Annotated in this window: 27 protein-coding genes; 8 read left to right on the forward strand and 19 right to left on the reverse strand. The window is 70.5% G+C overall.

What is annotated here, in order from left to right:
- Window positions 1-247 precede the first annotated feature (247 nt).
- From paaI to PFX91_RS19295, 10 genes are all read right to left on the reverse strand, one after another.
- Window positions 248-655 (reverse strand): hydroxyphenylacetyl-CoA thioesterase PaaI, encoded by a 408-nt coding sequence (paaI, locus tag PFX91_RS19250; protein WP_285733854.1) that lies wholly within the window; start codon window positions 653-655, stop codon window positions 248-250.
- A complete protein-coding gene (gene paaE / locus PFX91_RS19255) occupies window positions 652-1,752 on the reverse strand; it encodes a 1,2-phenylacetyl-CoA epoxidase subunit PaaE (protein WP_285733856.1) in 1,101 nt (366 codons plus the stop codon). The genes paaI and paaE overlap by 4 nt, the downstream gene beginning before the upstream one ends.
- A gap of 2 nt (window positions 1,753-1,754) precedes the next feature.
- The gene (gene paaD, locus PFX91_RS19260) at window positions 1,755-2,276 is read right to left on the reverse strand and encodes a 1,2-phenylacetyl-CoA epoxidase subunit PaaD (RefSeq protein ID WP_285733858.1); all 522 of its coding nucleotides are present in this window, start codon (window positions 2,274-2,276) and stop codon (window positions 1,755-1,757) included.
- Window positions 2,270-3,148: a 1,2-phenylacetyl-CoA epoxidase subunit PaaC gene (gene paaC / locus PFX91_RS19265; protein ID WP_285733860.1), complete on the reverse strand. Its 879-nt coding sequence runs from the start codon at window positions 3,146-3,148 to the stop codon at window positions 2,270-2,272. The genes paaD and paaC overlap by 7 nt, the downstream gene beginning before the upstream one ends.
- 108 nt (window positions 3,149-3,256) lie before the next feature.
- A complete protein-coding gene (gene paaB, locus PFX91_RS19270; RefSeq protein WP_285733862.1) occupies window positions 3,257-3,577 on the reverse strand; it encodes a 1,2-phenylacetyl-CoA epoxidase subunit PaaB in 321 nt (106 codons plus the stop codon).
- Window positions 3,574-4,545, reverse strand: coding sequence for a 1,2-phenylacetyl-CoA epoxidase subunit PaaA (gene paaA, locus PFX91_RS19275; protein ID WP_285733864.1), 972 nt, complete (start codon window positions 4,543-4,545; stop codon window positions 3,574-3,576). Before paaA ends, paaB begins: the two co-directional genes overlap by 4 nt.
- 96 nt (window positions 4,546-4,641) lie before the next feature.
- Window positions 4,642-5,451 carry an enoyl-CoA hydratase/isomerase family protein gene (locus tag PFX91_RS19280; RefSeq protein ID WP_285733866.1) on the reverse strand — a complete coding sequence of 270 codons (810 nt, stop codon included), beginning with the start codon at window positions 5,449-5,451 and terminating at the stop codon, window positions 4,642-4,644.
- Complete coding sequence (locus tag PFX91_RS19285) at window positions 5,448-6,329, reverse strand: 3-hydroxyacyl-CoA dehydrogenase family protein (protein WP_285733868.1); 882 nt, start codon at window positions 6,327-6,329, stop codon at window positions 5,448-5,450. The genes PFX91_RS19280 and PFX91_RS19285 overlap by 4 nt, the downstream gene beginning before the upstream one ends.
- The gene (locus PFX91_RS19290; RefSeq protein WP_285733913.1) at window positions 6,326-7,075 is read right to left on the reverse strand and encodes an enoyl-CoA hydratase/isomerase family protein; all 750 of its coding nucleotides are present in this window, start codon (window positions 7,073-7,075) and stop codon (window positions 6,326-6,328) included. Before PFX91_RS19290 ends, PFX91_RS19285 begins: the two co-directional genes overlap by 4 nt.
- Before the next feature lie 20 nt (window positions 7,076-7,095).
- Window positions 7,096-8,331 carry a thiolase family protein gene (locus PFX91_RS19295; RefSeq protein ID WP_285733870.1) on the reverse strand — a complete coding sequence of 412 codons (1,236 nt, stop codon included), beginning with the start codon at window positions 8,329-8,331 and terminating at the stop codon, window positions 7,096-7,098.
- A 238-nt stretch (window positions 8,332-8,569) separates the two neighbouring features.
- Between PFX91_RS19295 and paaK the strand changes: the two genes are divergently transcribed.
- The gene (paaK, locus tag PFX91_RS19300) at window positions 8,570-9,922 is read left to right on the forward strand and encodes a phenylacetate--CoA ligase PaaK (protein ID WP_285733872.1); all 1,353 of its coding nucleotides are present in this window, start codon (window positions 8,570-8,572) and stop codon (window positions 9,920-9,922) included.
- Window positions 9,923-10,423: 501 nt separating this feature from the next.
- On the opposite strand, the gene PFX91_RS19305 is transcribed toward paaK, so the two are convergent.
- Window positions 10,424-10,573: a hypothetical protein gene (locus tag PFX91_RS19305; protein ID WP_285733874.1), complete on the reverse strand. Its 150-nt coding sequence runs from the start codon at window positions 10,571-10,573 to the stop codon at window positions 10,424-10,426.
- Here PFX91_RS19305 and PFX91_RS19310 point away from each other — a divergent pair.
- Complete coding sequence (locus tag PFX91_RS19310; RefSeq protein ID WP_285733877.1) at window positions 10,572-11,387, forward strand: hypothetical protein; 816 nt, start codon at window positions 10,572-10,574, stop codon at window positions 11,385-11,387. The genes PFX91_RS19305 and PFX91_RS19310 overlap by 2 nt on opposite strands.
- Window positions 11,388-11,458: 71 nt before the next feature.
- Here the strand turns inward: PFX91_RS19310 and PFX91_RS19315 are convergent, their stop codons facing one another.
- On the reverse strand, window positions 11,459-12,007 hold the full coding sequence (locus tag PFX91_RS19315) for a helix-hairpin-helix domain-containing protein (protein ID WP_285733879.1): 549 nt from the start codon (window positions 12,005-12,007) through the stop codon (window positions 11,459-11,461).
- A gap of 308 nt (window positions 12,008-12,315) precedes the next feature.
- Here PFX91_RS19315 and PFX91_RS19320 point away from each other — a divergent pair, with 308 nt between their 5' ends.
- Entirely contained in the window at window positions 12,316-13,089 is a 774-nt protein-coding gene (locus tag PFX91_RS19320) for a nucleotidyltransferase domain-containing protein (protein ID WP_285733881.1), read from the forward strand.
- 1,200 nt (window positions 13,090-14,289) lie between these two features.
- Entirely contained in the window at window positions 14,290-14,517 is a 228-nt protein-coding gene (locus tag PFX91_RS19325; protein WP_285733883.1) for a hypothetical protein, read from the forward strand.
- A 71-nt stretch (window positions 14,518-14,588) separates the two neighbouring features.
- Here PFX91_RS19325 and PFX91_RS19330 read toward each other — a convergent pair whose 3' ends face one another.
- Window positions 14,589-15,989, reverse strand: coding sequence for a GH1 family beta-glucosidase (locus tag PFX91_RS19330; RefSeq protein WP_285733885.1), 1,401 nt, complete (start codon window positions 15,987-15,989; stop codon window positions 14,589-14,591).
- A gap of 220 nt (window positions 15,990-16,209) precedes the next feature.
- Here PFX91_RS19330 and PFX91_RS19335 point away from each other — a divergent pair, with 220 nt between their 5' ends.
- Window positions 16,210-17,772 carry a hypothetical protein gene (locus tag PFX91_RS19335; RefSeq protein ID WP_285733886.1) on the forward strand — a complete coding sequence of 521 codons (1,563 nt, stop codon included), beginning with the start codon at window positions 16,210-16,212 and terminating at the stop codon, window positions 17,770-17,772.
- Window positions 17,773-17,832: 60 nt separating this feature from the next.
- On the opposite strand, the gene PFX91_RS19340 is transcribed toward PFX91_RS19335, so the two are convergent.
- The 4 genes from PFX91_RS19340 to PFX91_RS19355 form a co-directional block, all read right to left on the reverse strand.
- Window positions 17,833-18,840, reverse strand: a complete 1,008-nt coding sequence (locus tag PFX91_RS19340; protein WP_285733887.1) for a methyltransferase — start codon at window positions 18,838-18,840, stop codon at window positions 17,833-17,835.
- Window positions 18,841-18,861: 21 nt separating this feature from the next.
- Window positions 18,862-19,983: a magnesium and cobalt transport protein CorA gene (locus tag PFX91_RS19345; RefSeq protein WP_285733888.1), complete on the reverse strand. Its 1,122-nt coding sequence runs from the start codon at window positions 19,981-19,983 to the stop codon at window positions 18,862-18,864.
- Window positions 19,984-20,118: 135 nt separating this feature from the next.
- Window positions 20,119-20,772 carry an alpha-ketoglutarate-dependent dioxygenase AlkB family protein gene (locus PFX91_RS19350; protein WP_285733889.1) on the reverse strand — a complete coding sequence of 218 codons (654 nt, stop codon included), beginning with the start codon at window positions 20,770-20,772 and terminating at the stop codon, window positions 20,119-20,121.
- Window positions 20,773-20,813: 41 nt separating this feature from the next.
- The gene (locus PFX91_RS19355) at window positions 20,814-22,616 is read right to left on the reverse strand and encodes an NPP1 family protein (protein ID WP_285733890.1); all 1,803 of its coding nucleotides are present in this window, start codon (window positions 22,614-22,616) and stop codon (window positions 20,814-20,816) included.
- Between the two features lie 167 nt (window positions 22,617-22,783).
- Here PFX91_RS19355 and PFX91_RS19360 point away from each other — a divergent pair, with 167 nt between their 5' ends.
- Both PFX91_RS19360 and PFX91_RS19365 read left to right on the forward strand, forming a co-directional pair.
- Window positions 22,784-23,209: a hypothetical protein gene (locus PFX91_RS19360; protein ID WP_285733892.1), complete on the forward strand. Its 426-nt coding sequence runs from the start codon at window positions 22,784-22,786 to the stop codon at window positions 23,207-23,209.
- Window positions 23,206-23,526, forward strand: coding sequence for a winged helix-turn-helix domain-containing protein (locus tag PFX91_RS19365; protein ID WP_285733894.1), 321 nt, complete (start codon window positions 23,206-23,208; stop codon window positions 23,524-23,526). The genes PFX91_RS19360 and PFX91_RS19365 overlap by 4 nt, the downstream gene beginning before the upstream one ends.
- 66 nt (window positions 23,527-23,592) lie before the next feature.
- On the opposite strand, the gene PFX91_RS19370 is transcribed toward PFX91_RS19365, so the two are convergent.
- Entirely contained in the window at window positions 23,593-24,588 is a 996-nt protein-coding gene (locus tag PFX91_RS19370) for an EamA family transporter (RefSeq protein WP_285733895.1), read from the reverse strand.
- A 50-nt stretch (window positions 24,589-24,638) separates the two neighbouring features.
- Between PFX91_RS19370 and PFX91_RS19375 the strand changes: the two genes are divergently transcribed.
- Window positions 24,639-25,565: a LysR family transcriptional regulator gene (locus PFX91_RS19375; protein WP_285733897.1), complete on the forward strand. Its 927-nt coding sequence runs from the start codon at window positions 24,639-24,641 to the stop codon at window positions 25,563-25,565.
- 12 nt (window positions 25,566-25,577) lie between these two features.
- Here PFX91_RS19375 and PFX91_RS19380 read toward each other — a convergent pair whose 3' ends face one another.
- The gene (locus tag PFX91_RS19380) at window positions 25,578-26,507 is read right to left on the reverse strand and encodes a LysR family transcriptional regulator (protein WP_285733899.1); all 930 of its coding nucleotides are present in this window, start codon (window positions 26,505-26,507) and stop codon (window positions 25,578-25,580) included.
- Between the last annotated feature and the right edge of the window lie 123 nt (window positions 26,508-26,630).

Below are 26,630 nucleotides of genomic sequence, written 5' to 3' on the forward strand. Positions count from 1 at the left end.
GAGAGCCCGTTTCCCATGAAGAGGAAATAACCTCGCCCGTCACACCAGTATCGGTTTCGGTCGACCTTTCTCCCCGAGGATCCTCTGTTCCGCCTTTCCGGAGCGGACGAGGACGCAAAAGACGGAATCCACTCTCCCCGACGTCCATGGCGTCGGCGTGTCCCGCGAAGGAAGCCTCGGTCCCCTGCTCACGGACGGGGCCGTATGCCGGATGCCGGCATACGGCCCCACTGCGACCCCTTCCCCCTCAGTCCCTTCGGGGGAGGGTCCGGCTGCGTCCGCGGAATTCGGCGATGACCTCCTCGCCTCGGCGCACCGTGACGTCGTACAGCCCGCTACGACCGAACGACACCCTCTCCCGTGCGGTGGCCACCAGTACGTCGCCCTCACGCGCGGAGGCCACGAATGTCACGTCGGCTCCGGAGGCCACGGTCACTCCTCCGCCGTCCACGTTGCACGCGCACGCGAAGGCGGTGTCGGCCAGGGTGAACACGAACCCGCCGTGGGCGATGCCGTGCCCGTTGACCATCAAGGGACCCACGGTCATCTCCACCACGGCCAGCCCGTCACCGGCCTCCAACAGGCGCATCCCCAGGTTCTTGGAGGCCCTGTCGGCCTCGAACATCCGCCAGGCGGTCTCGTTGCGCGCGCTCATGAGTCGAAGTCCACGGTCACGGCGTCGGTCTGGGGCAGTGCCTGGCAGGACAGGGCGTAGCCCTCCTCGACCTCGGCGTCGGTGAGCGCGTAGTTGCGCCGCATCCGTACCTCGCCGTCGCACACCTTGACCCGACAGGTGCCGCACACCCCGCCCTTGCAGGCGAAGGGCAGGTCGGGACGGTAGCGCTGGGCCGCGTCCAGCACCGGGACCCCCCGGGGCAGGGTCAGGGTGGTGCTGCGCCCGTCCAGTACGACGGTGACCTCGCTGGAGGGCCCCTCCACCTCGGGGTCCTCGTGTCGGGTCTGGGGAGGCGGTTCGTCACCCTCCACGAAGAACAACTCCTGATGCACCCTGTCGCCGGGCACGCCCCGGTCGGCCAGCACCTTCTGGGCGTCGGTGACCATGCCATAGGGCCCGCACAACCACCAGTGGTCCACCGCGTCCGCGGCCACGATCGTGTCCAGGAGCCGTTCCAGCTTGGCGCCGTCCAGCCGTCCGGTGAACAGTTCGACCTCCCGGGGTTCACGCGAGAGCACGTGCACCAGCTCGAAACGGGGACCGAAGGCGTCCTTGAGGTCGGCGATCTCGTCGGCGAACATCACCGTGTCGCTGCGGCGGTTGCCGTACAGGAGGGTGACGTGGGAGTCGGTACGGCGCAGCAGGGAGGAGGCCATGGACAGCACCGGGGTGATCCCCGAGCCGGCGGCGATCATCACGTGGCGGGCCGCGGTGTCCAGGTCGGGGGTGAACCGGCCGGTGGGGACACCCACCTCGATCTCGTCGCCCGGCGCGACCTCGTTGACGAGCCAGCCGGAGAAGAGTCCGCCCGAGACCAGGCGCACGCCCACACGGGGCGCCTCGCCCACGGGGGCGCAGATCGAGTAACTGCGCCGTTCCTGGACCCCGTCCACCTCACGACGCAGGGTCAGCGACTGCCCGGGGGCGAAGGCGAACTCCTCGGCCAAAGGGGCGGGGACGTCGAAGGTGACGGCGACGGCGTCATCGCACAGGCGCTCGACGGCGGCCACGCGCAGCCGGTGGAACGCGCCCCGGCGGCGCACGGTTCCGGGGGCGTCGGTGACGGATGTTGTCACGGTCAGATCTCCTTGACGTGCTCGAACGGTTCGAGACAGGACTGGCACCGGTGCAGTGACTTGCAGGACGTCGCGCCGAAGCGGGACAGTTCCTCGGTCTGTCCGGAGCCGCACTGGGGGCAGCGCGGGACGGTACGGGTGGGCAGCAGGGTCAGCGGGACGGGCCCGTCCGCACGTTTGGGGGCCGCGCCGGGAGGGGAGATGCCGTTCTCCAGGAGTTTGCGCCTGCCCTCGTCGGTGATCCAGTCGGTGCTCCAGGGCGGGGACAGTTCGGTGTGCACCCGCACCTGGTCGAACCCCGCGGCGCGCACGGCGCGGTCCACGTCCGCGCGCATCTCGGCCAGGGCGGGGCAGCCGGAGTAGGTGGGGGTGATCCACACCCTCGCGGTGCCCTCGTCCCCGATCTCCACCCGGCGCAGGATGCCCAGGTCCGCCAGGGTGAGCATGGGCAGTTCGGGGTCGGTGACCGCGGCAGCGGCCCTCCAGACGCGTTCGTGCTGCTCTTGTCGGGTGGTGGTCACCATGTCGCCTCCGGGTGCTCTCGGGCCACCTTCTGCATCTCTCTGAGCAAAGGGGCCAGCTCGGCGGTGTGCGTGCCCTGACGTCCGGCCACGACCGGTTCGGGGAAGGACGCGGGAGCGTCCAGGGTGGCGGCGGTCAGGACCTCGGTCAGGACCCGGTGCACCTCCTGACCCACCTCGGCGGGGTCCACGCCCACCCCCTGGGCGGCCATACGTGCCTCCACGGGATGGGTGGCGAAAAGCTCTCCGGTCAACGGCCACACGTCGGCGACGGCGGCGACCATGCGCTCGTGGGAATAGGGGGTCCCATCTCCCAGGCGCAGGGCCCAGGAGACCGCGTACTCGCGGTGGTAGGCCAGTTCGTTGACGGCCTTGGCCGCGACGGCGGCGAGCACGGGGTCCTTGCTGGAGGACAGACGGGAGAACACGGCCAGGCGTGCGCTGGAGAGCACCAGCAGGGTGAGGATCGCACGCGCGAAGTCGCCCCGGGGCGCCTCCGCCAAGTGGACGTTGCGGAACTCCTCCGGACCGCGCCAGTAGGCGAAGGCGTCCTCGTCGCGGCCGGAGCCGTCGGCCTGTCCCGCGCGGGCCAGCAGCAGACGGGCCTGGCCGATCAGGTCCAGGGCGATGTTGGCCAGCGCGACCTCCTCCTCCAGTTCCGGCGCGTCGGTGACCCAGTCGGTGAGCCTTTGTGCCTGTACCAGCGCGTCGTCGCCCAGCATCTGGCAGTACAGCGCCAGGTCGTCGCCGTCCACCCCCTCGGGCACGGTGGTGTCCACCCCGGCGAGGGCGTCGGTGAAGCCGGTTCCGAAGGCCCAGCGGGCGTCGCCGCCGTGCTCCTCGCTCAGGGCCGAATAGATGTGGTCGCCGCTCATTGGTTGTTTCCTTTGGCCTCGTGTTCGCGCTGTTCCCTCGCCCTGGGCGTATGCGGCGGATCCGTGTCCCGCCGCACCCTGCGGCGGGCGGTCTCCGCGGAAGACGCCCTAGATGTGCGGAACGTCCTCGGGGATGGGGTAGAAGGTCGGGTGGCGGTAGACCTTGTCGCCGCTGGGCGCGAAATAGGGGTCCTTCTCGTCGGGGCTGGAGGCGGCGATGTGCTCGGCGCGCACCACCCAGATGCTCACGCCCTCGTTACGGCGGGTGTAGAGGTTGCGGGCGTTGTGCAGCGCCATGTGGTCGTCGGCGGCGTGCAGGGACCCCACGTGGACGTGGTTGAGGCCGCGCTTGCCGCGTACGAAGACCTCGTACAGGGGCCACTCGGGACGGGCCGCTCCGGAGGTGGTGCCGTTGGTGTCGTTGCTCATGCCGCGGCCTTCCTGGCGCTGTGCTTGTCGGCGTAGGCGGTGGCGGCCTCACGGACCCACTCGCCCTTCTCGTGTGCGGCCCGACGCCGCTGGATGCGTTCGGCGTTCTTGGGTCCCGAGCCGGAGATGACCCGCTTGAACTCGTCCCAGTCGGGCTCACCGAAGTCGTAGTGGCCGCGTTCGTCGTTCCAGGTCAGTTCGGGGTCGGGCAGGGTGACGCCGAGCCGTTCGGCCTGGGGGACGGTCATGTCGACGAACTTCTGGCGCAGGTCGTCGTTGGTGTCGCGCTTGATGCGCCAGGCCATGGACTGCTGGGTGTTGGGCGACTCGGCGTCGGGCGGACCGAACATCATCAGGGAGGGCCACCACCAGCGGTCCACGGCGTCCTGGACCATCCGGCGCTGTTCCTCGGTGCCCTCCATCATGCGCATGAGCAGTTCGTAGCCCTGGCGTTGGTGGAAGGACTCCTCCTTGCAGATGCGCACCATGGCGCGGGCGTAGGGACCGAAGGAGCTACGGCACAACGGGACCTGGTTACAGATGGCGGCACCGTCGACCAGCCAGCCGATCACGCCGACGTCGGCGAAGGTCAACGAGGGGTAGTTGAAGATCGAGGAGTACTTCTGTCGTCCCTCGATGAGTCGCCGGGTCAGGTCGGCGCGGTCCACGCCCAGGGTCTCGGCGGCCGCGTACAGGTACAGACCGTGGCCCGCCTCGTCCTGGACCTTGGCCAGCAGGATGGCCTTGCGACGCAGGCTGGGCGCCGAGGCGATCCAGTCGCCCTCGGGCTGCATACCGATGATCTCCGAGTGCGCGTGCTGGGAGACCTGGCGTACCAGCGTCTTGCGGTAGCCCTCGGGCATCCAGTCACGTGGCTCGATGCGCTGGTCGGCGGCGATCCTGGCGTCGAACTCGGCCTGGAGGTCGGCGGGGGCGCCGGGGGGCGCCGAGGCCGTGTGCGTCGTCATTGGCATCTCCCCATTCATAACCGAACGTTCGGTCAGTAATTAGTATCCCCGGAATCCCCCGCTCGGGCAAGTCCACCGGGCGGGGGAAGTACCAGCTCAGTCGCCGGTGAAGGTCGGCTTCTCCTTGTTGAGGAAGGCGCGGACGGCTCCGACGTGGTCGGCCGTGCGCCCCAACCGGTTCTGCGCCTCGGCCTCCTCCTCCAACAGTTCGGCCAACTCCCGTCCGCCGACGGCCGCCGAACGCACCTCGCGCTTGGCCGCCACGAAGGCGCCGGTGGGTCCGGAGGCGAGCCGGAGGGCGACCTCACGGGCGCGTTCCTGCCAGACGTCGTCGTCCACGACCTCGGTGACCAGGCCCAGTTCCAGTGCGCGGTCGGCGTCGAAGACGGTGCCCAGCAGCATCAGCTCCATGGCCCGCGCCTGCCCCAGGCAGGTCACCAGGCGGTAGGCCAGCCCCGAGTCCGAGGCCAGGCCGACACCGGTGAAGGCGGTGCCGAACTTGGCCCGCCGTGCGGCGACCCGTACGTCACCGGCCATCGCCAGCCCCAGCCCCGCGCCCACGCAGGCGCCGCCGATGCCCACCACGACCGGAACCCGGATCTCCTCCAGTGCCAGCACGATGGGGTTGTAGTGCTCGCGCACGGTGTCCAGCGCGTCCCGGGGTCGCTCCTCCAGGGTCCGGGCGTGCTCCGCCAGGTCCTGCCCCACACAGAAGGCCTTGGCCGAACCCAGGAACAGCACCGCGCGAGCGGTGCTGGACCGCACCGCCGAACGCAGCGCCGCCAGCAGCTCCTCCTTGGCCCGACGGTCCAACGCGGGCGTGTTCAGCCGCACCGTGGCCAGCCCCTCGGTCTCCTCGAACTCCGCCGCCTTGGGCTCCCGCCCGGTGGCCGTGTCCTCGCTCAACGCTTCTCTCCCTCGTCCCAGGTGTGGAAACCCTGGCCGCTCTTGCGCCCGAGCCTTCCCTCCGCGACCATACGACGCAGCAGTTCCGGCGGGGCGAACCGGTCTCCGAGTTCGGAGGCCAGGTACTCGGCGATGGCCAAACGCACGTCCAGACCCACCAGGTCGGTCAGGCGCAGGGGTCCCATGGGATGGCGGTAGCCCAATTCCATGGCGGTGTCGATGTCGGCGGGCGAGGCCACTCCCTCCTCCACCATGCGGATGGCCTCCAGGCCGAGCATGACGCCCAGGCGGCTCGTGGCGAACCCGGGGGCGTCCTTGACCACCACCTCGGTCTTGCCCAGGGCCTTGACCCAGCCGCGCACCGACTCCACGACCCCGTCCGCGGTCTGGGGGGCCACCACGACCTCCACCAGCTTGGAGGCGGGCACGGGGTTGAAGAAGTGCATGCCCAGGAAGCGCCGAGGGTGCTTGAGCACGGCGGCCAGTTCGGTGATCGACAGCGAACTGGTGTTGGAGGCCAGCACGGTCTCCTCTCCCACCGCGGCCTCCGCCGCGGTGAGCACCGCGATCTTCAACTCGGGCTTTTCGGGCACGGCTTCCACGACCAGCCCCGCGTCGACGGGGATGTCGGAGGGGGTGGTGACCGTGCGCAGCCGCGCCAGGTAGGTGTCGGGTTCGGCGTCGATCTTGCCCCGTTGCCGGGCCTTGTCCAGTCCGGTCGCCACACGGGCACGGCCCGCCTCGGCCGCCTCACCGGTGGCCTCGACCAGCACCACCTCCGCCCCGCGGGTCAGGAACTGCTGGACGATTCCGGCGCCCATGGTGCCGCCACCGACCACGGCGACGGTGGAGGGGACACCCTGTTCAGTGGGGCTCAACGCTTCTTCCTCTCCAGGAAACGGGTCATACGCTCGTGCTTGTCGGCGCTTTCGAACAGCACCGCCTGCGTCAGGTCGTCCGCCAGGGGATGCGACCCCTCGGCGTCCAGGACCATCTTGGTCAGACGCAGAGCCAGGGCCGAGGACGCGGCCATACGGTCCACCAGGGCGTGGGCGCGTTCGCGCAACTCCTCGGCGGGTACGATCTCGGCGACCAGGCCGTGACGCAGAGCGGCCTCGGCGTCCAGGCGGTAGCCGCCCAGCAGCACCTGTTTGGCCACCGAGGCTCCGACCAGTTCGCGCAGGCGCCAGCACGCGCCGGCTCCGGCGATGATGCCCAGTCCCGGTTCGGGCTGGGCGAAGACGGCGGAGGGGGTGGCGATGCGGATGTCGCAGGCGTAGGACAGCTCGGCGCCACCGCCCAACGCGTAGCCGTCCACGGCCGCCACCGTGGGCACCTGTAGACGGTGCAGTCGCTCGAACAGTCGGCTGTTGATCCCGGCCAGCGCCTCCTCCCGTCCGCGCTCGCGCAGTTCGGAGATGTCGGCACCGCCCGCGAACACGTTTCCGTGTCCGGTGAGCAGCAGCGGCCTGGGGTCGGTCTCGACGATCTCGCACACCCGATGCAGTTCGGCGATCATCCGTCCGTTGATGGCGTTGCGGGCCTCGGGCCGATGCAGTTCGACCACCACGCGGTCCTCACGTCGGTCGACCCTCAGCGTGGTGAAGTCCTGGGTCTCGTTCATGGTGAAGTCCTGGTCCTCTTTCACGGGCGTTCCACCACGAGCGCGACCCCTTGACCCACGCCCACGCACAGGGTGGCCAGGCCTCGGGCGGCCTCCTCACGCTCCATGCGATTGATCAGGGTGACCAGGATGCGCGCACCGGAACTGCCCAGGGGATGCCCCAGGGCGATGGCGCCACCGTCGGCGTTGACACGGTCCCCGTCCAGCTTGAGCCGGCGCATCACCCCCAGCGACTGGGCCGCGAAGGCCTCGTTGAGCTCCACGGCGCCGACACTGTCCAGGTCCCACCCGACACGGTCCAGGACCTTGCGGGTGGCCGGCACCGGCCCAAGACCCATGATCTGGGGCGCCACACCGGCCGAGGCGGAGGCGACCACGCGTGCGCGAGGCTTCAGGCCGTAGCGACGTACGGCGTCGGCGCCGGCCAGGACCAGGGCCGAGGCCCCGTCGGACAGGGAGGAGGAGTTGCCCGCGGTGACGATCCCGCCTTCGCGGAAGACCGGGCGCAGCCCGGCCAGAGTCTCCATGGACGAGTCGGGGCGCGGGCCCTCGTCGGCGGTGACCTCGTGCGTTCGACCCTTGCGTCCGTGCACGGTGACCGGGACGATCTCGGCGTCGAAACGACCGGCCTCGGCCGCGGCGACGGCGCGCTGGTGGCTGGCCAGGGCGAAGGCGTCGCACTCCGCGCGTGTGAGCCCCTCCAGTCGCGCGACCTCCTCGGCCGTCTCGCCCATGGACAGGGTGTAGCGCAACTCCTCGGGCGAGGCGTCCGCGGGGGCCTCGGCGTCGGCCTTGGAAAAACGCGGGTTGGTGAAGCGCCAGCCCAGGGAGGTGTCGGCGACCTCTCCCGGTTTGGCCCACGGTGTCCCGGGCTTGGCCATCACCCAGGGAGCCCGGGTCATGGACTCCACGCCTCCGGCGACCACCACGTCGGCCTCGCCCGCACGGATGGCGTGGGCCGCAGAGGCCACCGCGGTCAGGCCACTGGCGCACAGCCGGTTGACGGTGTAGCCGGGAACGCTCACGTCGAGTCCGGCCAGCAGCACCGCCATACGGGCCACGTTGCGGTTGTCCTCGCCGGCCTGGTTGGCCGCCCCGAGGACGACCTCGTCGACCGCCTCGCCGGGCACCCCCGAACGACGGACGGCCTCGGCCACGGCAGTGGCCGCCAGGTCGTCGGGGCGCACCGCCGCCAACGCACCTCCGTAGCGGCCCTGGGGGGTTCGCACCCCGTCGACCACGTAGACCTCGCTCACGTGCGGCCTCCCATGATAGAGACGGTGATCGAGGTCACCGTCCGTTGTGAACTCATCGATGATTCTCCTTGACAGGGCTGCCCGGAGACTGCATTAATGCATTAGTAACCGAACGTTCGGTCAGTAAGCAAGTCGGTCCGCCCCGTGACGGACCGTGCCGACACCATTCGCGCACACCCGCCCCACCCACCCCGGCGCCCTGCCCGGCGGGTCTCGCGCACAGTACACGGAGAGGCCCATGGCAAGCCACGACACCACCGCGCGCCCGGCGGCCGGCGCCACCCGCTTGGGACAGGCGCCCGCACCGGACCTCCTGGACGCGGCCGAGCGCATGAGTGTCGACGAACTGCGCGCCCTGCAACTCCAGCGTCTTCGCTGGACACTGGAGCACGCCTACGCCAACGTGCCCCTGTACCGCCGCAAGTTCGACGAGGCCGGAGTGCGACCCGAGGACCTCAGGGAACTGGAGGACCTGCGGCACTTCCCGCACACCACCAAGGAAGACCTGCGCGAGAGCTATCCCTTCGGCATGTTCGCCGTGCCCCAGGAGCAGGTCAGCCGTATCCACGCCTCCAGCGGCACCACGGGCCGCCCCACCGTCGTGGGCTACACACGCGAGGACATCGACACCTGGGCCCAGGTCGTGGCCCGCTCCATCCGAGCCTCGGGCGGACGCCCCGGCCACAAGGTGCACGTCTCCTACGGCTACGGCCTCTTCACCGGGGGTCTGGGCGCCCACTACGGCGCCGAGAGACTGGGCTGCACGGTCATCCCCGCCTCCGGCGGGCAGACGGCCAAGCAGGTCCAGCTCATCCAGGACTTCGAACCCGACATCATCATGGTCACCCCCAGCTACATGTTGACCCTTCTGGACGAGTTCGAGAATCAGGGAATCGACCCGCGTTCGACCTCGCTCAAGGTCGGCGTCTTCGGCGCCGAGCCCTGGACGGAGAAGATGCGGCTGGAGATCGAGGAGCGCTTCGACCTCCACGCCGTGGACATCTACGGACTGTCGGAGGTGATGGGGCCGGGCGTGGCCAACGAATGCGTGGAGACCAAGGACGGTCTGCACGTCTGGGAGGACCACTTCTACCCCGAGGTCCTCGACCCCCTCACCCATGAGGTGCTGCCCGACGGCACCAACGGCGAACTGGTCTTCACCACGCTGACCAAACAGGCCATGCCCGTCATCCGCTACCGCACCCGTGATCTGACCACGCTGCGTCCGGGCACCGCCCGCCCCATGCGCCGCATGGACAAGGTCACCGGTCGTAGCGACGACATGATCATCCTGCGTGGGGTCAACGTCTTCCCCACCCAGATCGAGGAGATCGTCCTGGGCGTGGACGGGCTCGCCCCGCACTTCCAGCTGGTGTTGACCAAGGAGGGCCGCCTGGACCGCATGGCGGTGCGCATCGAGGCCGCCCCCGACTGCACCACCGACAGGCGCGCGGCCCTGTGCGAGGAGATCACGGCCAAGGTCAAGGACAAGGTCGGCGTGAGCGTCACCGTGGACGTGGTCGATCCCGCGCAGATCGAACGCTCGGTGGGCAAGTTCCGCCGCATCATCGACCAGCGCCCCAGGGAGTGACGGCGCACGGTCGAGACACGGCCGCCGCGGGGCGGGTGGAAGGACTCCGCGGCGGCCGTGTCATGTGCGGGTCCCTGGCCGACCGGGATGTCGCATCGCCCTGACATGGTGTCGTCCATGCCTTCGACCCACCCGCTCACCCTCCCTCGCTCTCTTCTCCTCCCCGGGGCGAACGCCCCCGACGGCTACTCCGCCTTCCGTCACCTCGCCGCGGACTTCTCCCCCTCCGGAGATCACTACCTCCTCTCCCACCTCGTCCAGCACTCCGCGGGTGGGACGCACATGTCCTGGATCCAGCTGGTCTCGCGCCACCGCCCCGACGGCACGCTCTCCGCCTGCGCGGTGCTCGGACGAAGAACCGAACACCAGGGCCGGAAGTCCTCCTCCGGCGTCCGCCCGTACGTGAGCGACCTGTGCGTTCTACCCAACGGCACCCTGGCGTTGTCCTCCGAGCAGAACAGGACGTTCCTGGTCGACGCGAACCTGACCACCCTCCTGGGGTCATGGCAGGGTGAGTACCCGAGCGGACCCTACGGGTACGAGCTGGACGTCGCGGCGCATCTGGAGACCTCGTTCGCCACCGCGATCCGCCGCCACCGCGATCCGCACGACCCCCTCGGGCCGCCTGCTGTGCGTGGTGTCGGAGTTCATGGGGCGGTCGTCCTCGGGCAGACCCAACCTCCTCGGCCTGTCCGAGGACGCTCCGACCCCCGAACACAGGCCCACGATCGAGGTCTTCGCCTGCCTGCACACCTTCGAGGAGACCCGCCCCATCCCCTCCGACTCCGAGGACGGAAGCCCCCTCACCCCCTACACCCGTCACCACGGCACCCCCGCCGGCAGGGGCAACCGCCCCTCCCCCGGCATCGTGGCCGCGGCACGCGCCCGATGGTCGGAACTGGGCCGACAGGTCCGGGCCAAGACCTTCCGGCCGTACCTGGAGGCCTACGCGGTGGTGGCGGACGACCTCTTCGTCGTTCCGGTCTTCGACGACTGGCGACCGAACAGGCACAGCGCGTACGCCTACACCCTGGTCGACGACACCGGCGCCCTGGTGGGCCGGCTCGACGGCCCCGGGACCGACGACCGCTCCCCGCATCCGGGAGAGAACGAGGCCGTCGCCGCCGACCCCGCCCACGGCAGGATCTTCCACCTCAACAGGTCCGGTCTGTACGTGTGGTCCTCGAACGGAACGCCGCTCACCATGCTTCCCGCCTCCGACAAGGCCTACCGGCCGCTCAAACACCTCAAGCTGCTGGGGTGCGGGCCCGAGGGCGACCTGCTCCTGCTGCGCCCCGAGCACGGCCTCCTCACCCGGGTGGAGGTGCCCGAGGATCTGGACAGGCTCGGCGACGCGGTCACGGCGGCCATGACCGACCACACGCGTCGGCGCACCCGCCTGAAGAAGCAGATGTCGCCGTCGGAGCGACTGTGGACCCACGAGGACGTGCCGGTCTTCCTGTGATCCCTCGGACACCGGCGGAGGAACCCCGCCCCGCTCCCGGGCGGAGGCGGGCACGAGGGGCGTGGGGTCTTTCAGGACACGTCGTCGCGCAGGGACATGCCCTCGCGTTCCAGGGACTCGGCCAGGACGCGCACCGCCCTGGGACCCACACCGTGCAGGTCCAGCAGTTCCTTGCGGGTGCGGCCGGAGACCTGCGCGAGGGTGGTCAGCCCCACACCGAGCAGGGCGCGGGTGGCGGGCCCGCCGATGGCGCTCGGAAGGTCGCAGTCGGCCGGCCTGACGCCCGCGTCCACGGCGGAGAGGGCCTCGGCCGACCGTCTCGGCGCACGGCAGGACCACGCCGCCCGGACCAGGGCGTTGAGGTCCTTGCCGTTGAGGTCGGCCAACGGCACGCCGAAACCCGTGGTCGCGCCCGCCCGTGTGAGCCGCTCCCCCGACGAATGCGCGGCCTCCGCCTTCTCGATCTCGGGCTCGGGCAGGCACAGCCTCACCCAGCCGTCCTTCGTGGCCGAGGCGAACTCCTTACCGCGCACCGAGAACACGACCCTGTCGGAGCGGGTGCCCTCCTCGGTCTCCGGAAGGGCGAGCGCCGCCTTGCGCAACTGGGACATGGTGGTCATGGCGTGATGTTAGGCCCGCCCACCGACAAGGGGGCGGCACGGACCACCAGATCCCGTCACCGAGCGTTTCCCGGGCGCGGCGCCGCAACGATGGCCCTGGACCGGTACGGACACCTGTCCTCCGGCCGACCGGGCGAGGCCACCGAGACCAGGGGCTCCGCGTGGCCGCGGACACCCACCGCGTGACCGGCGGACCGCCCCCGATCCGAGGAACGGCCTGGCCGGAAAACCACTCGTCGGCGGGGGCGGACACCGGATAGGTTGCCCAGCGGTGTCCTCGACGGCCCCTCTACGGACAGGAGCTCCGATTGAAGCACTCCGGCCCCGAATTCGCGCGGATCGCGGAGAGGGGGACCATCCTGCGCTGCCAGGTCGGCTCCGGTGTCCACGGCGTCACCGTCCAGGGCCGAAACGACCGCGACGAGATGGGCATCTGCGTCGAACCGCCCGAGTACGTGATCGGGCTGCGTTCCTTCGAGCAGTACGTCCATCGCACCCGGCCCGAGCACTCCCGTTCGGGACCCGGAGATCTGGACCTGACCGTCTACTCGCTGCGTAAGTGGACGCGGTTGGCCCTGGAGGGCAACCCCACCGTCCTGCTGCCCCTGTTCGTACCGGAGGAGGAGATCGTCTCCGCCACCCCCGCCGGCCACGACCTGCGTGCCCAGTCCCATCGTCTGGTCTCGCGCAGAGCGGGCGAACGTTTCCTCGGCTACCTGCGCGCGCAACGCGACCGTATGGAGGGGGCCCGCGGCGGCCGACACACCAACCGGCCCGAACTCGTCGAAAAGTACGGGTTCGACACCAAGTTCGCCTACCACATGGTCCGTCTGGGCATGCAGGGCGTGGAACTGCTGGAGACCGGACGGCTGACCCTGCCCATGCCCGAACCCGACCGCACCTGGCTGCGGGAACTCCGGCGCGGTGAGCACAGCCGTACCGAGGCCCTGGAGCGGGCACGTGAGCTGGAACAGCGGCTGGTCTCGCTGCGTGAAACCTCCGACCTTCCCGAGGAGCCCGACACGGCCTGGGCCGACGACTGGCTGGTGCGGACCTACCGGCGGACCTGGGAACAGGGGTGAGCCCCGCAACGGGGAGGCGGCGCGGTGTGTCGGCGACCACTCCGTTTCGGCGGGCACCCGGCACGCCGTCCGGTCGGGGCACCGATAGGGTGATCACCGAGGTACGCGTCGCTCCCGGTCCCCGGGCGACACCGGCGCGACGGGCGCCCGGCGCGGTGCCCGGGAACAACGAGTGCGAAGGAAACACCATGGTCGGAACCGCTGCCGCCGTGATGATGGTCGTGGGGCTGACGATGATGCTCGCCGTCGGGATCCTCGCGGCGGTCATCAAGTCTCCCCAGCGCTGATCCGTGACGGGTGCGTCCGCACGGACGCACCCGTCGGGCACCGTCCGACGCCCACACCGGGTGGTCATGGTCCTCGTTCACGAACAGTGGATCGCCCATGAACGTCGCCGGCGTGGTGCGAGATTCCCGAGCTTCGACGAGGGCGGGAACGGGGTGCGCCTTCCCGGTCGTCGCACCGGTACACCCTCACCACCGATCTCATGCCCCGATGCGCCCGACAGGCGATCGGGGTCGTCCCGCGTCCTCGGCCCCGCCATGGCAGGGCCGACTCGGGCCGCTCGGCACGACAGGCGTGCCTCGCGGCCCGGTCGACCTTCAACTCGGTTTCGCGGGAGAGGGTCGGGGCTCGTTGGCGTGACCGCCTCGGGCGCGCGATGTCCGAGAGGAGACTCCGAGGGCTTCGTACTTGCACGGGCCCCGGGGAAGGTTTCCTCCTCCGGTCGTTCACACGCCTTCATCCAGTCCCGCCGGTCCGGTAGGCCTCGCCAGGATCCAACGACACACCCTTCCCGGACAACCCTTCGAACATCATCGGGCACCCAGAGCCATACCTCTCCCCCGGTAAGGCGCTGCCTCCCGAACGGGCTCGGGCGTCGATCGTCGGCTCGACGAAGACCGACTTCGTCCCACGTGACCACAGGCGACGGCATCCGTGCCGGGGGCACGTGTCCGGGCCTGTACGGTCTTCGTGTTCCCCTTCCCGTGGCCGGTTCCGGCCACTCCGTCCTGGGGTCGATTCCGTCCCCTCCCCCGCCCCACGGTGATATCACTGGTTACACCCCGCGCACACCGGAAAGGGGCACCGGGGCGCGCAGGGCCCTCCGGCCCGGACGACAGCGGGCCACTTCCTCCGGGAGTGGCCCCGTCTTCCGTACGGCCCTCCTCCAGCCCCGGCCGTAGTGAGGTTTGGTGTATGTCGATCTGGTCTCGTGGTGACCGTACCGGGAGGGTCGAGGAGGCCCTCTTGATGCTGGAGGGACAGGGGATCATCGACGGCCTGGACATCCTTCCCCGTGAGGCCAAGCCCTACCGGGTCCACGTTCCCGCGGGCATCGTGCACATGGACGAGGACGAGGCGTCGATGTTCGCGCTCGGCGCGGTCGTGGGCGCGTTCGGCGGCGTGGCGCGTCAGCGGGCCTGAGGTCGGGGGGCGTCGGAGGCGGTCCTCACCGCCTCCGACGACCGTGTTCAAAGATCGTACGGGGCCCTTCCTCACCCCCGGTCGGCGAGTTCGTCGACCCTGCGCGCACGGTGCGAGGCCAGGAAGTCGCGGTACCAGTGGTAGCTGTCCTTGGGGTGTCGTTCCAGGAGTTCGTAGTCGACGCGCACCAGCCCGAAACGGCGGTCGTAACCGAACGCCCACTCGAAGTTGTCCAACAGCGACCAGACGAAGTAACCGCGCACGTCCACTCCGGCGTCGATGGCCCGGGACAGCGCGTTCAGATGGTCGCGCAGGTAAGCGATGCGGTCGGTGTCGTGTACACGACCGCTCTCGTCGGGCCGGTCGTCCTCGGCCGAGCCGTTCTCGGTGATGAGGATGGGCGGCAGGTCGGGGTAGCGCCGGTCGAGGTCGACGAGCAGGTCGGTGAAGGTGTCGGGAACGACCGGCCAGCCCATGGTGGTGTGTCTGACGCCCGCGAAGGGCACCTGCTCGGTGCGGATGTCCACCGCGGTGCGCCGGGCCGGGTCGGGTTCCCGGTGGGGGGCGTCGCGCACCACGAGGGGCCGGTAGTAGTTGATCCCCAGGAAGTCCAGGGGGCGGCCGATGATCTCCAGGTCCCCCTCGACACGGTAGGAGCCGTCGGCGAGTTCGCCCCAGACCTCGTCCTCGTTGTCGGGGTAGGCGCCGGTGAACAGGGGGTCGAACCACACGCGGTTGTGCAGTGTGCGGGCCCGTTCCACGGCGGCGCGGTCGGCCTCGGAGTCGGTGGCGGGCAGCAGGTGGTCGGGGTTGAGGGTGATGCCGACCTCTCCCGCGTCGGCCGCGCGCAGTTCACCGGTGGCCATGCCGTGCGCCAGCAACAGGTGGTGTGCGGCGGCCAACGCGGGGGTTCCCTCCCGGGTGCCGGGGGCGTGCCTGCCCACGGCGTGGCCGACGAAGGACGTGCAGAAGGGTTCGTTGAGGGTGATCCACCTGCCCACCCGGTCGCCCAGGCGGTCGGCGACGACACGAGAGTACTCGGCGAAGCGGTGGGCGGTGTCGCGCACGCGCCAGCCGCCCACGTCCTCCAACGCCTGAGGCAGGTCCCAGTGGTAGAGGGTCAGGACGGGTTCGATTCCGGCGGCGAGGACGGTGTCCACGAGACGGTCGTAGAAGGCCAGCCCTTCGGGGTTGGGACGCCCCTTGCCCGTGGGCTGGACGCGGGGCCAGGCCACGGAGAAGCGGTACAGGTCCACGCCCAGATCGGCGAGCAGCGCGACGTCCTCACCGTAGCGGTGGTAGTGGTCGCAGGCGACGTCACCGGTCTCGCCCCGTGCGACGCGCCCGGGGGTGCGGCAGTAGGTGTCCCAGATGGAGGGACCGCGTCCGCCCTCGCGCACGCCTCCTTCCACCTGGTAGGCGGCGGTGGCGGTGCCGAAGAGGAAACCGGCGGGCAGGGTCGGCTCTTCCATGTCCATCCTTTCGTGGGAGCGCTCCCAATCATAGGCGGGCGTGACCCGCGACACCAGAGCCCCTGAGGGAACGAGCGCCCTGGTCGGTGTCCGGGTCCCGTCCTTTCGACACCCCTCCTCTCACGGTGAGGGTGCCGGGGCCGGGAACCGGAGAGGCGCTTTCGCCGTCACACTGCGCAGTGCGCGGCGCCTTCCCCCGCGCGGTGTGAGAAGGGAACCCATGAGCAGCTGGACCGACTACTCGCAGAACCGGAGGATCCGGGAGCTCGAGGAGAGCCTGGACTCGGCCCGGCACCAGATCTCCTACGAGCGCGGCAGGATGCGCTCGGAACTGTCGCGCCTGCGCGGCACCCTCGAACAGCGGCTGGACCGTGTCTCGGCATCCCTGGACGCCTTCATCGAACTCAGCGACATCCGTGCCACCCTGGCGATGTTCGACGACGCCGCCATCGCCCGCCGTCGCACCTTGCAGATGCTCGACGGCGTCCCCCTGCCCGACCTCGAACTGCGCGACGTCCCCGACTACTGGCTCGTCCCGGCCGCACGCGGCCTGCACGCGCTGCTGTCCGACGACGTGGGCACCGCCCGTGCCCGCTTCGACGAGGCCGCACGGCGCGACTCCGACCGCGCGCGCCACTTCGCGGCGCTGGCCACCGCGCTGACCCGCGCGGAGTACGCCCGGGCCATGGGCGAGAGCGCGACGGCCGCCCTGCTCCCCCACCTTCCGGCCCCTTCCGAGGAGGTGAGCCGCGGCCGGCGCGCCCTGTGGTTGTTGACGGCCGACGGCTCCTTCGGCGAGGACGCACGCGAGCACCTCCTGCTGGCCACCCTCCGGCACTGGGACCGACAGGGGGTGCGAGCGCCGATGGTGGACGGCCTGTTCACGCACGCGGTCCCCGCCTCCTCCCGCCCGACGCGGTCCAGGAGCGCCGATCCCCAGGGGATCGCCCAGCGCGCCGCCGCCGCTCGGCGCATCACCGGGCTGCGGGAGAGCGTCTCCCTCATCGCCGCCTTGGGCGGCGAGGACGCCTCCCAGGAGGTGCTGGCCCCCGACCGGGCCAGCGCGGAGTTCCTGAGCCGGGCCCTGCGCATGCTCGTGGAGGAGGGCAGCGCGGAGGAGGCGCCGCTCATCGAGCGTGCGGTCGCCTTGCGCGCGATCATCGAGAACGGCGGCGAGGGCGGGGCGCAGCCGCGGTGGGACGACACCGTGGGCAGTGTCGGCGCACTGCTCGGCGAGGACCTGACCGGCCAGGATGCCCCGACGCACCGCCGCACCTTCGCCCTGGTCCTGCTACGGTCCGCCGTGCTGGAGAGCGCCGAGAGGCTGGTGGAGGAGGCGTCCGTTCCGGTGGAGGACTCCACCGCGGTCACCCTGCAAGGGGTGCGGGTCACGGTCACCTCCGACGGCCTCCGGACCGAGGACCTGCAACAGGCCGAGGAGCGGTTGCGCACGCGCGGCGCCGTCCTCCAGGGTCCGGCGAGAAGCTACATGTGGGGTCTGCTGATCGCCTCGGGAGTGCTGCTGGTGGTGGCGCTGGCCTCGGCCAACGGCTTCGCCTGGTTCCTGTGCCTGGCCGCCGTCGCGGGTGCGGGGGTGGCCTTGCTGTTCGACCGGCGTGAACGGGCCGCGGCCAGGGCCGACCTGGAGGAGCGGAGCCGGCGCCTGGCCCGGGAGGCGGCCCAGGCCGCGCAGGAGTGGGGCGAGAGGCTGCGTGCCGCCGAGGAGCACCCCGTCACCGCCCGCCGCGAGATGCGGGAGATCCGCCGTCTCCTCGCCTCTTAGCCGAAGCGTGGACCGCTCCCCTGGGGTCCCGTCTCCTTCGGGCCCGCCCGGGTCGAGACCTCACGTGCACGGGCCGGCCACGAGAAGCCGCATCTCCAGGGGCAGGTCGAGGATGTGGCGGGTGGAAAGGCCCGCCGACCGCAGCAGCTTCTCGTACTCGTCCTCGGTGCGCTCCGCGCCGGTGGTCATCACCATCATGTGCGCGTCGAGGAAGGTCGAGAGCCAGGGCGGGTCCTCGTCGGGCAGGACGCGTTCGGCGATGAGCACCCGCCCGTCGGGGGGCATCGCCTCACGGCAGTGGCGCAGCACCGTGCGCGCGTCCTGGTCGGACCAGTTGTGCAGGACCCTGCTGAGCAGGTAGACGTCGGCCCCGTGGGGGACGCCTCGGAGGAAGTCCCCCTCCACCAGCTCGCACCGCCCGGTGGCGAGGAGCGGACCGAGGCGGAGCTCGGCCGCGGCCAGCGCGGGCGGGCGTTCCACCAGTATCCCGTGGGCCTGGGGTGCGCTCTCCAGGACGGCGGCGAGGAGCGACCCGTCACCTCCACCGAGGTCGACGATCCTGTGGGCTCCGGTGAAGTCGTGCACGTGGGGGATCACGGCGCAGAACCGTCCTCCCGCGGCGATGCCCGCCGTGTAGAGCGCGGCGTCCTCGGGGTTCCTCGTCAGATGGGTGAACACGTCGGTGCCGTGGGCGGCCTCGAAGGCGGTGACACCGGTGCGCACCGTGTCGGCCAGACGTGTCCACGCGGCGGTGAACATGTCGCTGTCGTAGAGCAGTGCCAGTTCGGCCATGCCCGAGGGGTGTCCGCGCCGTAGGACGTCCCCGACGTCGGTGGGTCGATAGGCGCCCCCGTCCCGTTCGACCACGCCGACCGACGCCAACAGACGCAGCAGGCGTTCCAGGCGGTCGGGGCGCAGCTCCAGGTCGGCGGCCAGGGTGTCGGTGTCGGCGGAGCCCTCGGCCAGACGGTCGAGCAGGCCCAGTTCGATCGCGGTGGCCACCGCCCGGGACACCCAGGGGCCGGTCATGAGCCGCAGTACTTCGCGCTCGGCGGATCCTTCTGCCATCGTCACCTCCGGTGGGGGTCTTCAGAGCCAGCCTTTGTACCGGAACAGAAGGTAGAGGCACAGTGACGACAGCACCAGTGTGGCCAGGACCACCGTCCAGCTGAACACCCAGTGGAACCCGGGTTGGGGTTCGATGTCCACCGCGTACACGGAGACGATGAGGGTGGGCACGATCAGGATGCCGCCCCAGGAGGAGACCTTCTTCATCGCCTCGTTCTGGGCCTGGTCGACGAGTGCGCTGTTGAGCGCCATGATGTTCTGCAACAGCTGTCGGGAACCGTCGAGTCGCTCGTGCACGGCGGCGGCGTGGTCCGCCACGTCACGCAGTCGGTGGTGCAGAGCGGTGCGCTGGTGTTCGGGGATGTGGAAGGGCCGGGCCGCGGAGACGGCCGGCGAGCCCGCTCCGGTCTGGCCGGGGGGCCCGGTGTCCTTGGTCAGCGGTTCCATGAGGGCCTCCAGCACCACCTCCAACGGGTCGACGGCGCGCGCCAGGGCGATGACCTCTCGGGCCAGGCGGTAGATGCGTGGGGAGGCCTTGGGGTCCCTCGCGAAGACCTGGCCCTCCACTTCGTCGATGTCCTGTTGTATCCCCGCGATCACGGGGGCGTAGGCGTCCACGACCCGGTCCAGGATCGTGTACACCACGGAGAGGACGCCGTGGGCCAGGGTGTCGGGGTCGGCTTCCACCAGTGCGCGCACGTCCTCGAAGTCGACCTGGTCGGTGTGGCCGATGGTGATCACGAAGTCGTGCCCGACGAAGACGTGGACCTCCCCCACGTCCACGCTCTCGCGTTCCTCGTCGTAACGGGCGGGCCGCAGGACCAGGAAGAGCACTCCCCCGTAGGCCTCGGCCTTGGGGCGTTGGTGGGCGACGATGGCGTCCTCCACCGCCAGTTCGGGCAGGTCGAAGACGCGGGCGGCCTCGAAGATCTGTTCGTGGTCGGGCATGGACATGCTGATCCAGGTCAGGGAACCCGGGGCCTCCTCGACCGCGCGCCGGGCCTCGGCGACGGTGGCGACCTCCCCCTCCCGACGTCCATCGCGGTACAGGACGCAGCGCACCCGTCCGGGCCGGCCCTGTTCGGAGGGCTCGGCTTGGCGGTGGCCCAGTGCCATGAGGCGTTCGGGCGAGGAGTCGGGCATGTGATCTGTCCTCCGGGGCTCGGCTTCCGCCGCCGTCCGAGCGGCGGGGCCCGCTCTGGTGGGGCATGGCCGATCCTCGCGCGGTGGGTGGACACGTGCGCGCTGACACGCCGAGGTCGCGAGTCCGGTAGCGGGTCAGTTCCCCAGCCCGGAGGCGCGGATGGTGATGTTGAGCCGCCCCTCCAACCCCAGGGCCCGCGGCGCCGTTCCTGGTCGGATGCGGGGAACACCGTGGTAGGCCATGCGGGAGGGGCCTCCGAAGACGAACAGGTCGCCGCTGCGCAACTCGACGTCGGTGTAGGGGCGGGTGCGGGTGCGGGTGTTTCCGAAGCGGAACACGCAGGTGTCGCCGAGGCTGAGCGAGACCACGGGCTCACCGGAGAGCTCGTCGCGGTCCTGGTGCATGCCCATGCGCGCCCGGGTGTCGTAGAAGTTGACCAGTGCCACGTCGTAGGGGTCGGCGTCATCGGAGGGCGGGGTGCCATAGGCGTCCCGTACCGCGCGTGCGGCCAGGTCGCCGAGCAGTACGGGGAAGGGTCGCACGGGTGTGCCGTCGGGCAGGGTCCGTGAGTAGGAGTAGGGCCGCCAGTGCCACCCCAGGCTCACCATGCGAACGCTCATCGTCCCGCCTCTCGGCATGGTGTGCCTGCGCATTCCGGCGGGCCCGCGGGCCCAGTCACGGCAGCGTCGGACCAGGTCCACCTGGGTCGGCTCGTCCAGTCGCCCCGGCAGGTGGACGGCGCCGGGGGCCACCTCCACGGGCGGACCGGTGAACAGCGCTTCGTTCATGCCCCCATCGTGCCCGTCGGGACGGTCGTGGTGGAAGCCGGTCAGCGACGCAGCAGGTCGCGGATGTTCACCACGAGCAGCAGCACCACGACCACGGCGATGGGCACGGTGATGGCGATGCGCCAGTTGACGATGAAGGCGGTCACGACCCCCACCAGCAGGCCGAGCACCACGGCCAGGACCGCCAGCCCGACGAGGTATTGGACGAATCTGCGGCGGGCGATGGAGTCGACGGCGGCGAAGGCGAGGACCACGCCGATCATCGCGTAGAAGGTCTCCTGGCCGTCCAGCAGGAACAGCGGAAGGGCGAGCGAGAGCAGCAACAGAGGGGTGCTCAGCGCCACCCACAGGTGCAGGAAGCGGGTGGAACGCTGTGCTCCGGAGGAGTAAGGCAGGTGCGGTGCCTTCAGGTGTTCGGTGGGCGAGGGCACCAGGGGCGTGTCGTCGGCCAGGGCCCGGGTGTGGGTCTCGTGCTCGTCGGCGGCCAGCGTCCGTTCTTCGTAGACCTCGGCCAGTTCCATCTCCAGGACGGCGATGCGTTCCTCGTACTCGCGGGCGCGCGGTCGGGAGTGGGCCTCGCGGTTGAGGACCATGCGGGCCGAGTCGAGGCGGCGCAGGTGGTCCCGACGGCTCAGGATGTCGGCGTCCAGGGCGTGTAGGCGCTCTTCGAGGGTCGTGACGTGGGCACGCAGTTCGGCTCGTGCCGCGGCCTCGGTGGGGGCGACCTTCTGGAGACCCACCCAGGCCAGCGGGTCGGTCCAGGAGCGTCGGATGGTGCCGTCGCGTTCGTAGCGGGGGCCGCTGGGGGCGCGCTCGCCGTCGAAGAAGTCACCGGTGTCGCGCCCCCACAGACCGCGGAAGCCCTTGATCCACGGGGTCTCTTCGTCGATGAGGACGGCGTGCCATTCGCGGTCGCCGCCCGGACCCAGGCGGATGCCGTCACCGCGCGCGTAGTCGACGAAGGGGACGCCGATGCCGTGCCGGTTCAGGGCGCTGTCGGCGCGGAAGATGCGGTGGGTGAGCCGTCTCCAGGCGCGGAGGGGGCGTCGCAGGAACGCGGGGTCGACCTGGATGAGGTAGTCGCCGGGCAGCATCTGGTGGGAGTGGGAACCCGCGCCGACGTAGACGACGGGGTGGGTGCCCTCTCGCCGCAGGTCGGGGTCGTTCCAGCTGCGGCGCAGGTCGTCGCCGTGGTACTCGTGCGAGGAGGCGCCGATCCAGGCCGGTCGGGTGGTGCCGTCGGGGTCCTCCACGAGGTAGACGGTGACGCGTTCCCAGTCGGCCTCGTGGTCGTTGACCCCTCCGTAGATGGTCCGCCAGTCGTTCATGGCGTAGAAGAACCAGTACTGGAGGATGACGTAGCCGCCCTCGCGGACGACCCGGCCGTAGTAGGTGGCCCCGCCGTTGTCGACACGCTCACGGTAGCGGGTCACCGCCGCGAAGGTGACACCGCCGGGGACCGCGCCGCGGATGAGCAGGGACAGCTTCATGAGGATGTCCAGGACCCTGCCCAGGACGCCGACGGCGGCCAGGCGCCCGCTCTTGGGGATGACGGTGCGGGCCATGCCCTTGTAGCGCCGTGCCTCCTCCAGGAGGGTCTCCTCCTGGACGAAGCGCAGATGCTTGTGGCGCCCGGGCCATTCCTCCTCCGCGCGGGCGAGGCGGTCCAGGGTGAGTTCTCCTGCGGGGACGAGGACGCTTTCACGTCCGCCCGGTTCCTCGATCCACAGACTGCAATTGCGCACGTAGGAGTCCACGTTGGTGGGGAAGAACAGCTCTCCCTTGGTGCACATGAGGATGGGCTCGTAGGCGCGCAGGAGTTCGAGATCAGTTTTCGCGGCCATGATTCGCACCAAGGTAGTGCATCTCGGCGCACGTCGAGACCGTCGGTGGCAGGACGGCGTGGGCGTGGCTCCTCCCTTCACCCTCTCCTCATGCACGCTCGACACTCACTTGCCAAATTGGAAAGTAAGTGCCACTCTTGCAATCGTTTGAACGAACGGAGAGCGACATGCGGCAGAACGAGGCACGGGAAGCGCTGGCCCTGGCTCGGAAGGTGGAGTCCCGGGCACGCTCCGGCGGCGGGTGGTACATGGGCTTCGGGCTCGCCTTCGGGGCGGCCAGCTGCCTCCTGACCCTGACGATCGGGCTGTATCCGACACCGTGGGCCATGGGCTTGGCGATGGGGCTGTTCTGGGTGTTCCTGGCGGTGCTCATCACCTGGGCGGTCACCCGTGCGGTCGTCCCCCGGGGCTTCGGCCGACTGCACGGGGTGGGGATGGGCGTCTGGGGCCTGGCCTACGGCCTGGTGCTCCTCCTCGGCACGAGGCACTTTCCCCAGGACCCGTCCTGGTGGGTCCCGGGTGCGGTGGTGACCGCGCTGCCGTTGCTGGTGACGGGCTACCTGTCCCTGCGTCGCAGCAGGAACTCGGCATGAACCATCCGCGCGACAGACTGGACGAGGTGATCCACGCCCCGGTCCGGTTCTCCATCGTCGCGGCGCTCGCCGCGGTGGAGAGCGCCGAGTTCCGCTTCGTGCGCGACACCGTGGAGATCACCGACTCCGCCCTGTCCAAGCAGGTCACGGTGCTGGAGAAGGCCGGTTACGTGCGCGTCCACAAGATCACGGTGGGACGGCGCGCGCGTACCTCCCTGGCGTTGACCAAGGAGGGGCGGACGGCCTTCGCCGAACACGTGCGGGCGCTTGGCGAGATCGCCTCGGGTGAGACGCTCCGGACCCCCGACGGCGCCTGACCCTCCTCCCCCTCCCCGAGCACGCGTGTGCGTCCGACGTGCGCGCGTCTTCGGGTCCGGAGCGGTTCAGGCGGCCTGGTCCGCCGAGGCCCTTGCGACCCCGGGAGAGGAAGGTCCTTCGACCTCCTGGGGCCGTACGGGACTCCGTGGCACGGCCGGCCGGTCGCTGCGATCGCCCCGCGCCGCTCCCACGCCCGCCACCACCACCAGCGCCATGCCCACCACCTGCACGGCGGCGGGCGCCTGCCCGATGACGACCAGACCCATGACCAGGGCGACCGCCGGTTCCAGGCTGGAGAAGGTGCTGTAGGCGGTACGGCTCATCCGCTGCAACGCCACCATCTCCAGCAGGAACGGCACCATCGGAAAGAGCAGCGCGATGAGCAGGGTGAACAGGATCAGGTCCGGGTCGGGGGCCGCGAACACGGCGGGGGCGCCCAAGGGAGCACTGATCAGGGCGCCGACGGTCATGGTCAGGGCCAGGCCGTGCACGGCGCCGAAACCGGCCCCCACCTTCTGGGTCAACACGATGTAGCCCACGACGCAGACCGCCCCGGCCAGGGCGAAGGCGATCCCCGTCAGGTCGAGTTCGCCCTGCCAGGGCCGGGTCAGGCAGAGCACACCGGCCACGGCGGCGATGATCCACACGAGTTCGCGCCGGCGCCGCATGGCCGCCACCGCCACCACCAGGGTGCCGAGGAACTCGATGGAGGTGGCCGTACCGAGCTCGATCCGCGCCGTGGCCTCGGAATAGAACAGCATCATCCCGGCACTGGCTGTGCCCAGGATCACCACCGCCCCCAGCTCACGCCGCGTCGCGGCGCGCACGGACCGCCACAGGGAACGTCCGCCCAGCGCCAGCAACAGCACCGCCGCCCAGCTCAACCGGAGCCAGGTGACGGTGGCCGGTGCGGCCTGGGCGAAGGCGGTGACGGCCAGGGCGCTGCCGGTGTGCAGGGTGAACATGCCGATGAGCAGCATGAGGGGAGCCGGCACCCCGAAACGGGCACGGCGCAGCGAGGGAGAGGGAAAGCGGATCACCCGACCATTGGATCTCTCCATTTAGTTTCTGTCCACGGAGCTTTGGTTGATGGACCATGTAGTTTTGGTGGATGGATTTCACCCGACTGCGGCTGCTGGTCGAACTGGAACGCCTGGGCACGATGGCGGCCGTGTCCGAGGTCACGGGCATGAGCACCTCAGCGGTCTCCAAACACTTCGCGGTCCTGGAGCGCGAGGCCGGCGCGCCACTGCTCGTGCCCGACGGACGGCGGGTACGCCTGACTCCGGCCGGGCGCCGACTGGCCGAGCACGCGGTGGAGATCCTGGCCCGGGTCGAGGCGGCACGGGCGGAGTTCAGCGGCGAGGGCGAGCCCGTGGGCCGCGTCGACCTGGTGATGTACACCACGGCCGCGCCCCTGGTCCTGCCCGCCCTGCGTCGTCTGCGGCGCGATCATCCGGGTATCGGGGTCCACCTGACCGAGTACGAGTCCGAGGACGCCCTTGACCTGCTCCAGGACGGAGGGGCCGATCTCGGAGTGGTGTACCAGTACAGCCTTCTCCCCCGGACTTTTCCGGGGACTCTGAAGGTGCACCCCATCGGGAGCGAGGGGCTGCTGCTCGCCCAGCCCTCCCAGAGCGCCGACAGCCGTACCCTGACCCGGAGAAGGCTGCGGGAGCTGGCCGACGCCGCGTGGACGGCCAGCCCCTACCGGGGGGACGAGGAGGCGCTCGTGCGGCGCATGTGCGCCGACGCGGGCTTCACCCCGCGCATCGTCCACCGCATCGACAACCTGGAGCTGGTCGAGCAGTTGGCCGCCGACGGCATGGGGGTGGGCGTGGTGCCCCGCCTGTCGGCGGTGACCAGGCGCGGGGTCGCGCACGCGCCCTTGGGAGAGCTGGGCGGGGTCCGGCGGGTGTACCTGGCGGGGCGTACCGGAGGTTGGGCGTGGCGGCCGATCCAGGTCGTGGCCCGGTACCTGCACCGGTCCGCTCAGGACGTGTTGGACGAGGTGCCGCCCCTGCCGGAGGCCGGTTGACCGACCCGCCCGTCAGCCGGCGATGGCGAAGGGGCCCACGGACGGGACCGGGACCTTCCTGGCCGCCTCTCGGACGGCGGTGAGCAACGGCTCGGGTGTGGCGCCGGCGCGGGAGAGGGCGATGATGTGCCGCCGCGCGCTCTCGCGCACCCCGCGCACCACCACCTGGGCGGTGTTCAGCCCCGTCCAGGCCAGGCGCGGCATCAGGGCGATCCCCAGACCCGCCTGGACCAGGGCGAACACGGCGCTGAAGTCGTCCACCGTGTGCGCCACGCGCGGCTGGAAGCCCGCCTGGTGCGCCGCGCCGGACACGCACTCGTGCCAGGCCGTGCCGGGCGCGGAGAGGATCCAGTCCTGGTCGGAGAGGTCCTCGGCCAGATGGAGGCTGCTCCGCGCGGCCAGCGGGTGCTGGTAGGGCAGGATCACGTCGAACAGTTCGACCATCACCGAGTCGGTGCGAAAGTCGGGGTCGCCCTTGGGAGGCAGGTGCCCGGTGGACATGGTCAGGGCCACGTCCAGGTCGCCCGAGCGGAGCATCTCCGGGCTCTCCTCGGGCTCGGCCTGGACGACCTCGAAGGACCAGCCGGGGTGGCTGACGCGCAGGCGTGCCAGGGCCGGGGCGATGAGGTCGCTGATACCGGTGGCGAAGGAGCCGACCCGGATGACACCACGGTCGCCCTCGGCGTACTCGGCGAGGTCGGCGGCGGCCCGTTCCATCTCCGCGAAGATCACGGGAGCCCGCTTGAGCAGCACGCGCGCGGCGCCGGTGAGCAGGAAACGACGGCCGTTGCGCTCCACGAGCGGCACCCCCGCCTCCTTGACCAGAGCCGACAGCTGCTGGGAGACCGCGGACGGGGTGACGTGGAGCGCCTCCGCGGTCGCCGCGACCGTGCGGTGACGGTCGAGTGCCTGGAGGAGCTGTAGCCGCCGAACATCGATCATTGGTAGTCAGAGGCGCGGTACCCGTTCCCGGGCCCGTTTCCTCATCCCCCTTTCAATCCGTGCGTGCGGTTTTCCCGCACACGGCTTACCGATGATCTTCTAAACCGGGTTACGCAACCCCGG

Source organism: Nocardiopsis sp. ATB16-24, from assembly GCF_030271535.1.
Taxonomy (GTDB): domain Bacteria; phylum Actinomycetota; class Actinomycetes; order Streptosporangiales; family Streptosporangiaceae; genus Nocardiopsis.

Coding starts and splice junctions, on each gene's coding strand:
- paaC (WP_285733860.1), bottom strand. CDS start 3,148: ATGAGCGGCGACCACATCTATTCGGCCCTGAGCGAGGAGCACGGCGGC.
- PFX91_RS19305 (WP_285733874.1), bottom strand. CDS start 10,573: ATGAACTCCGACACCACGCACAGCAGGCGGCCCGAGGGGGTCGTGCGG.
- PFX91_RS19340 (WP_285733887.1), bottom strand. CDS start 18,840: ATGGCAGAAGGATCCGCCGAGCGCGAAGTACTGCGGCTCATGACCGGC.
- PFX91_RS19380 (WP_285733899.1), bottom strand. CDS start 26,507: ATGATCGATGTTCGGCGGCTACAGCTCCTCCAGGCACTCGACCGTCAC.
- paaD (WP_285733858.1), bottom strand. CDS start 2,276: ATGGTGACCACCACCCGACAAGAGCAGCACGAACGCGTCTGGAGGGCC.
- paaK (WP_285733872.1), top strand. CDS start 8,570: ATGGCAAGCCACGACACCACCGCGCGCCCGGCGGCCGGCGCCACCCGC.
- PFX91_RS19330 (WP_285733885.1), bottom strand. CDS start 15,989: ATGGAAGAGCCGACCCTGCCCGCCGGTTTCCTCTTCGGCACCGCCACC.
- paaB (WP_285733862.1), bottom strand. CDS start 3,577: ATGAGCAACGACACCAACGGCACCACCTCCGGAGCGGCCCGTCCCGAG.
- PFX91_RS19325 (WP_285733883.1), top strand. CDS start 14,290: ATGTCGATCTGGTCTCGTGGTGACCGTACCGGGAGGGTCGAGGAGGCC.
- PFX91_RS19375 (WP_285733897.1), top strand. CDS start 24,639: ATGGATTTCACCCGACTGCGGCTGCTGGTCGAACTGGAACGCCTGGGC.
- PFX91_RS19310 (WP_285733877.1), top strand. CDS start 10,572: ATGGGGCGGTCGTCCTCGGGCAGACCCAACCTCCTCGGCCTGTCCGAG.
- PFX91_RS19360 (WP_285733892.1), top strand. CDS start 22,784: ATGCGGCAGAACGAGGCACGGGAAGCGCTGGCCCTGGCTCGGAAGGTG.
- paaA (WP_285733864.1), bottom strand. CDS start 4,545: ATGACGACGCACACGGCCTCGGCGCCCCCCGGCGCCCCCGCCGACCTC.
- PFX91_RS19315 (WP_285733879.1), bottom strand. CDS start 12,007: ATGACCACCATGTCCCAGTTGCGCAAGGCGGCGCTCGCCCTTCCGGAG.
- PFX91_RS19335 (WP_285733886.1), top strand. CDS start 16,210: ATGAGCAGCTGGACCGACTACTCGCAGAACCGGAGGATCCGGGAGCTC.
- PFX91_RS19370 (WP_285733895.1), bottom strand. CDS start 24,588: ATGGAGAGATCCAATGGTCGGGTGATCCGCTTTCCCTCTCCCTCGCTG.
- PFX91_RS19355 (WP_285733890.1), bottom strand. CDS start 22,616: ATGGCCGCGAAAACTGATCTCGAACTCCTGCGCGCCTACGAGCCCATC.
- PFX91_RS19350 (WP_285733889.1), bottom strand. CDS start 20,772: ATGAACGAAGCGCTGTTCACCGGTCCGCCCGTGGAGGTGGCCCCCGGC.
- PFX91_RS19345 (WP_285733888.1), bottom strand. CDS start 19,983: ATGCCCGACTCCTCGCCCGAACGCCTCATGGCACTGGGCCACCGCCAA.
- PFX91_RS19290 (WP_285733913.1), bottom strand. CDS start 7,075: ATGAACGAGACCCAGGACTTCACCACGCTGAGGGTCGACCGACGTGAG.
- paaI (WP_285733854.1), bottom strand. CDS start 655: ATGAGCGCGCGCAACGAGACCGCCTGGCGGATGTTCGAGGCCGACAGG.
- PFX91_RS19365 (WP_285733894.1), top strand. CDS start 23,206: ATGAACCATCCGCGCGACAGACTGGACGAGGTGATCCACGCCCCGGTC.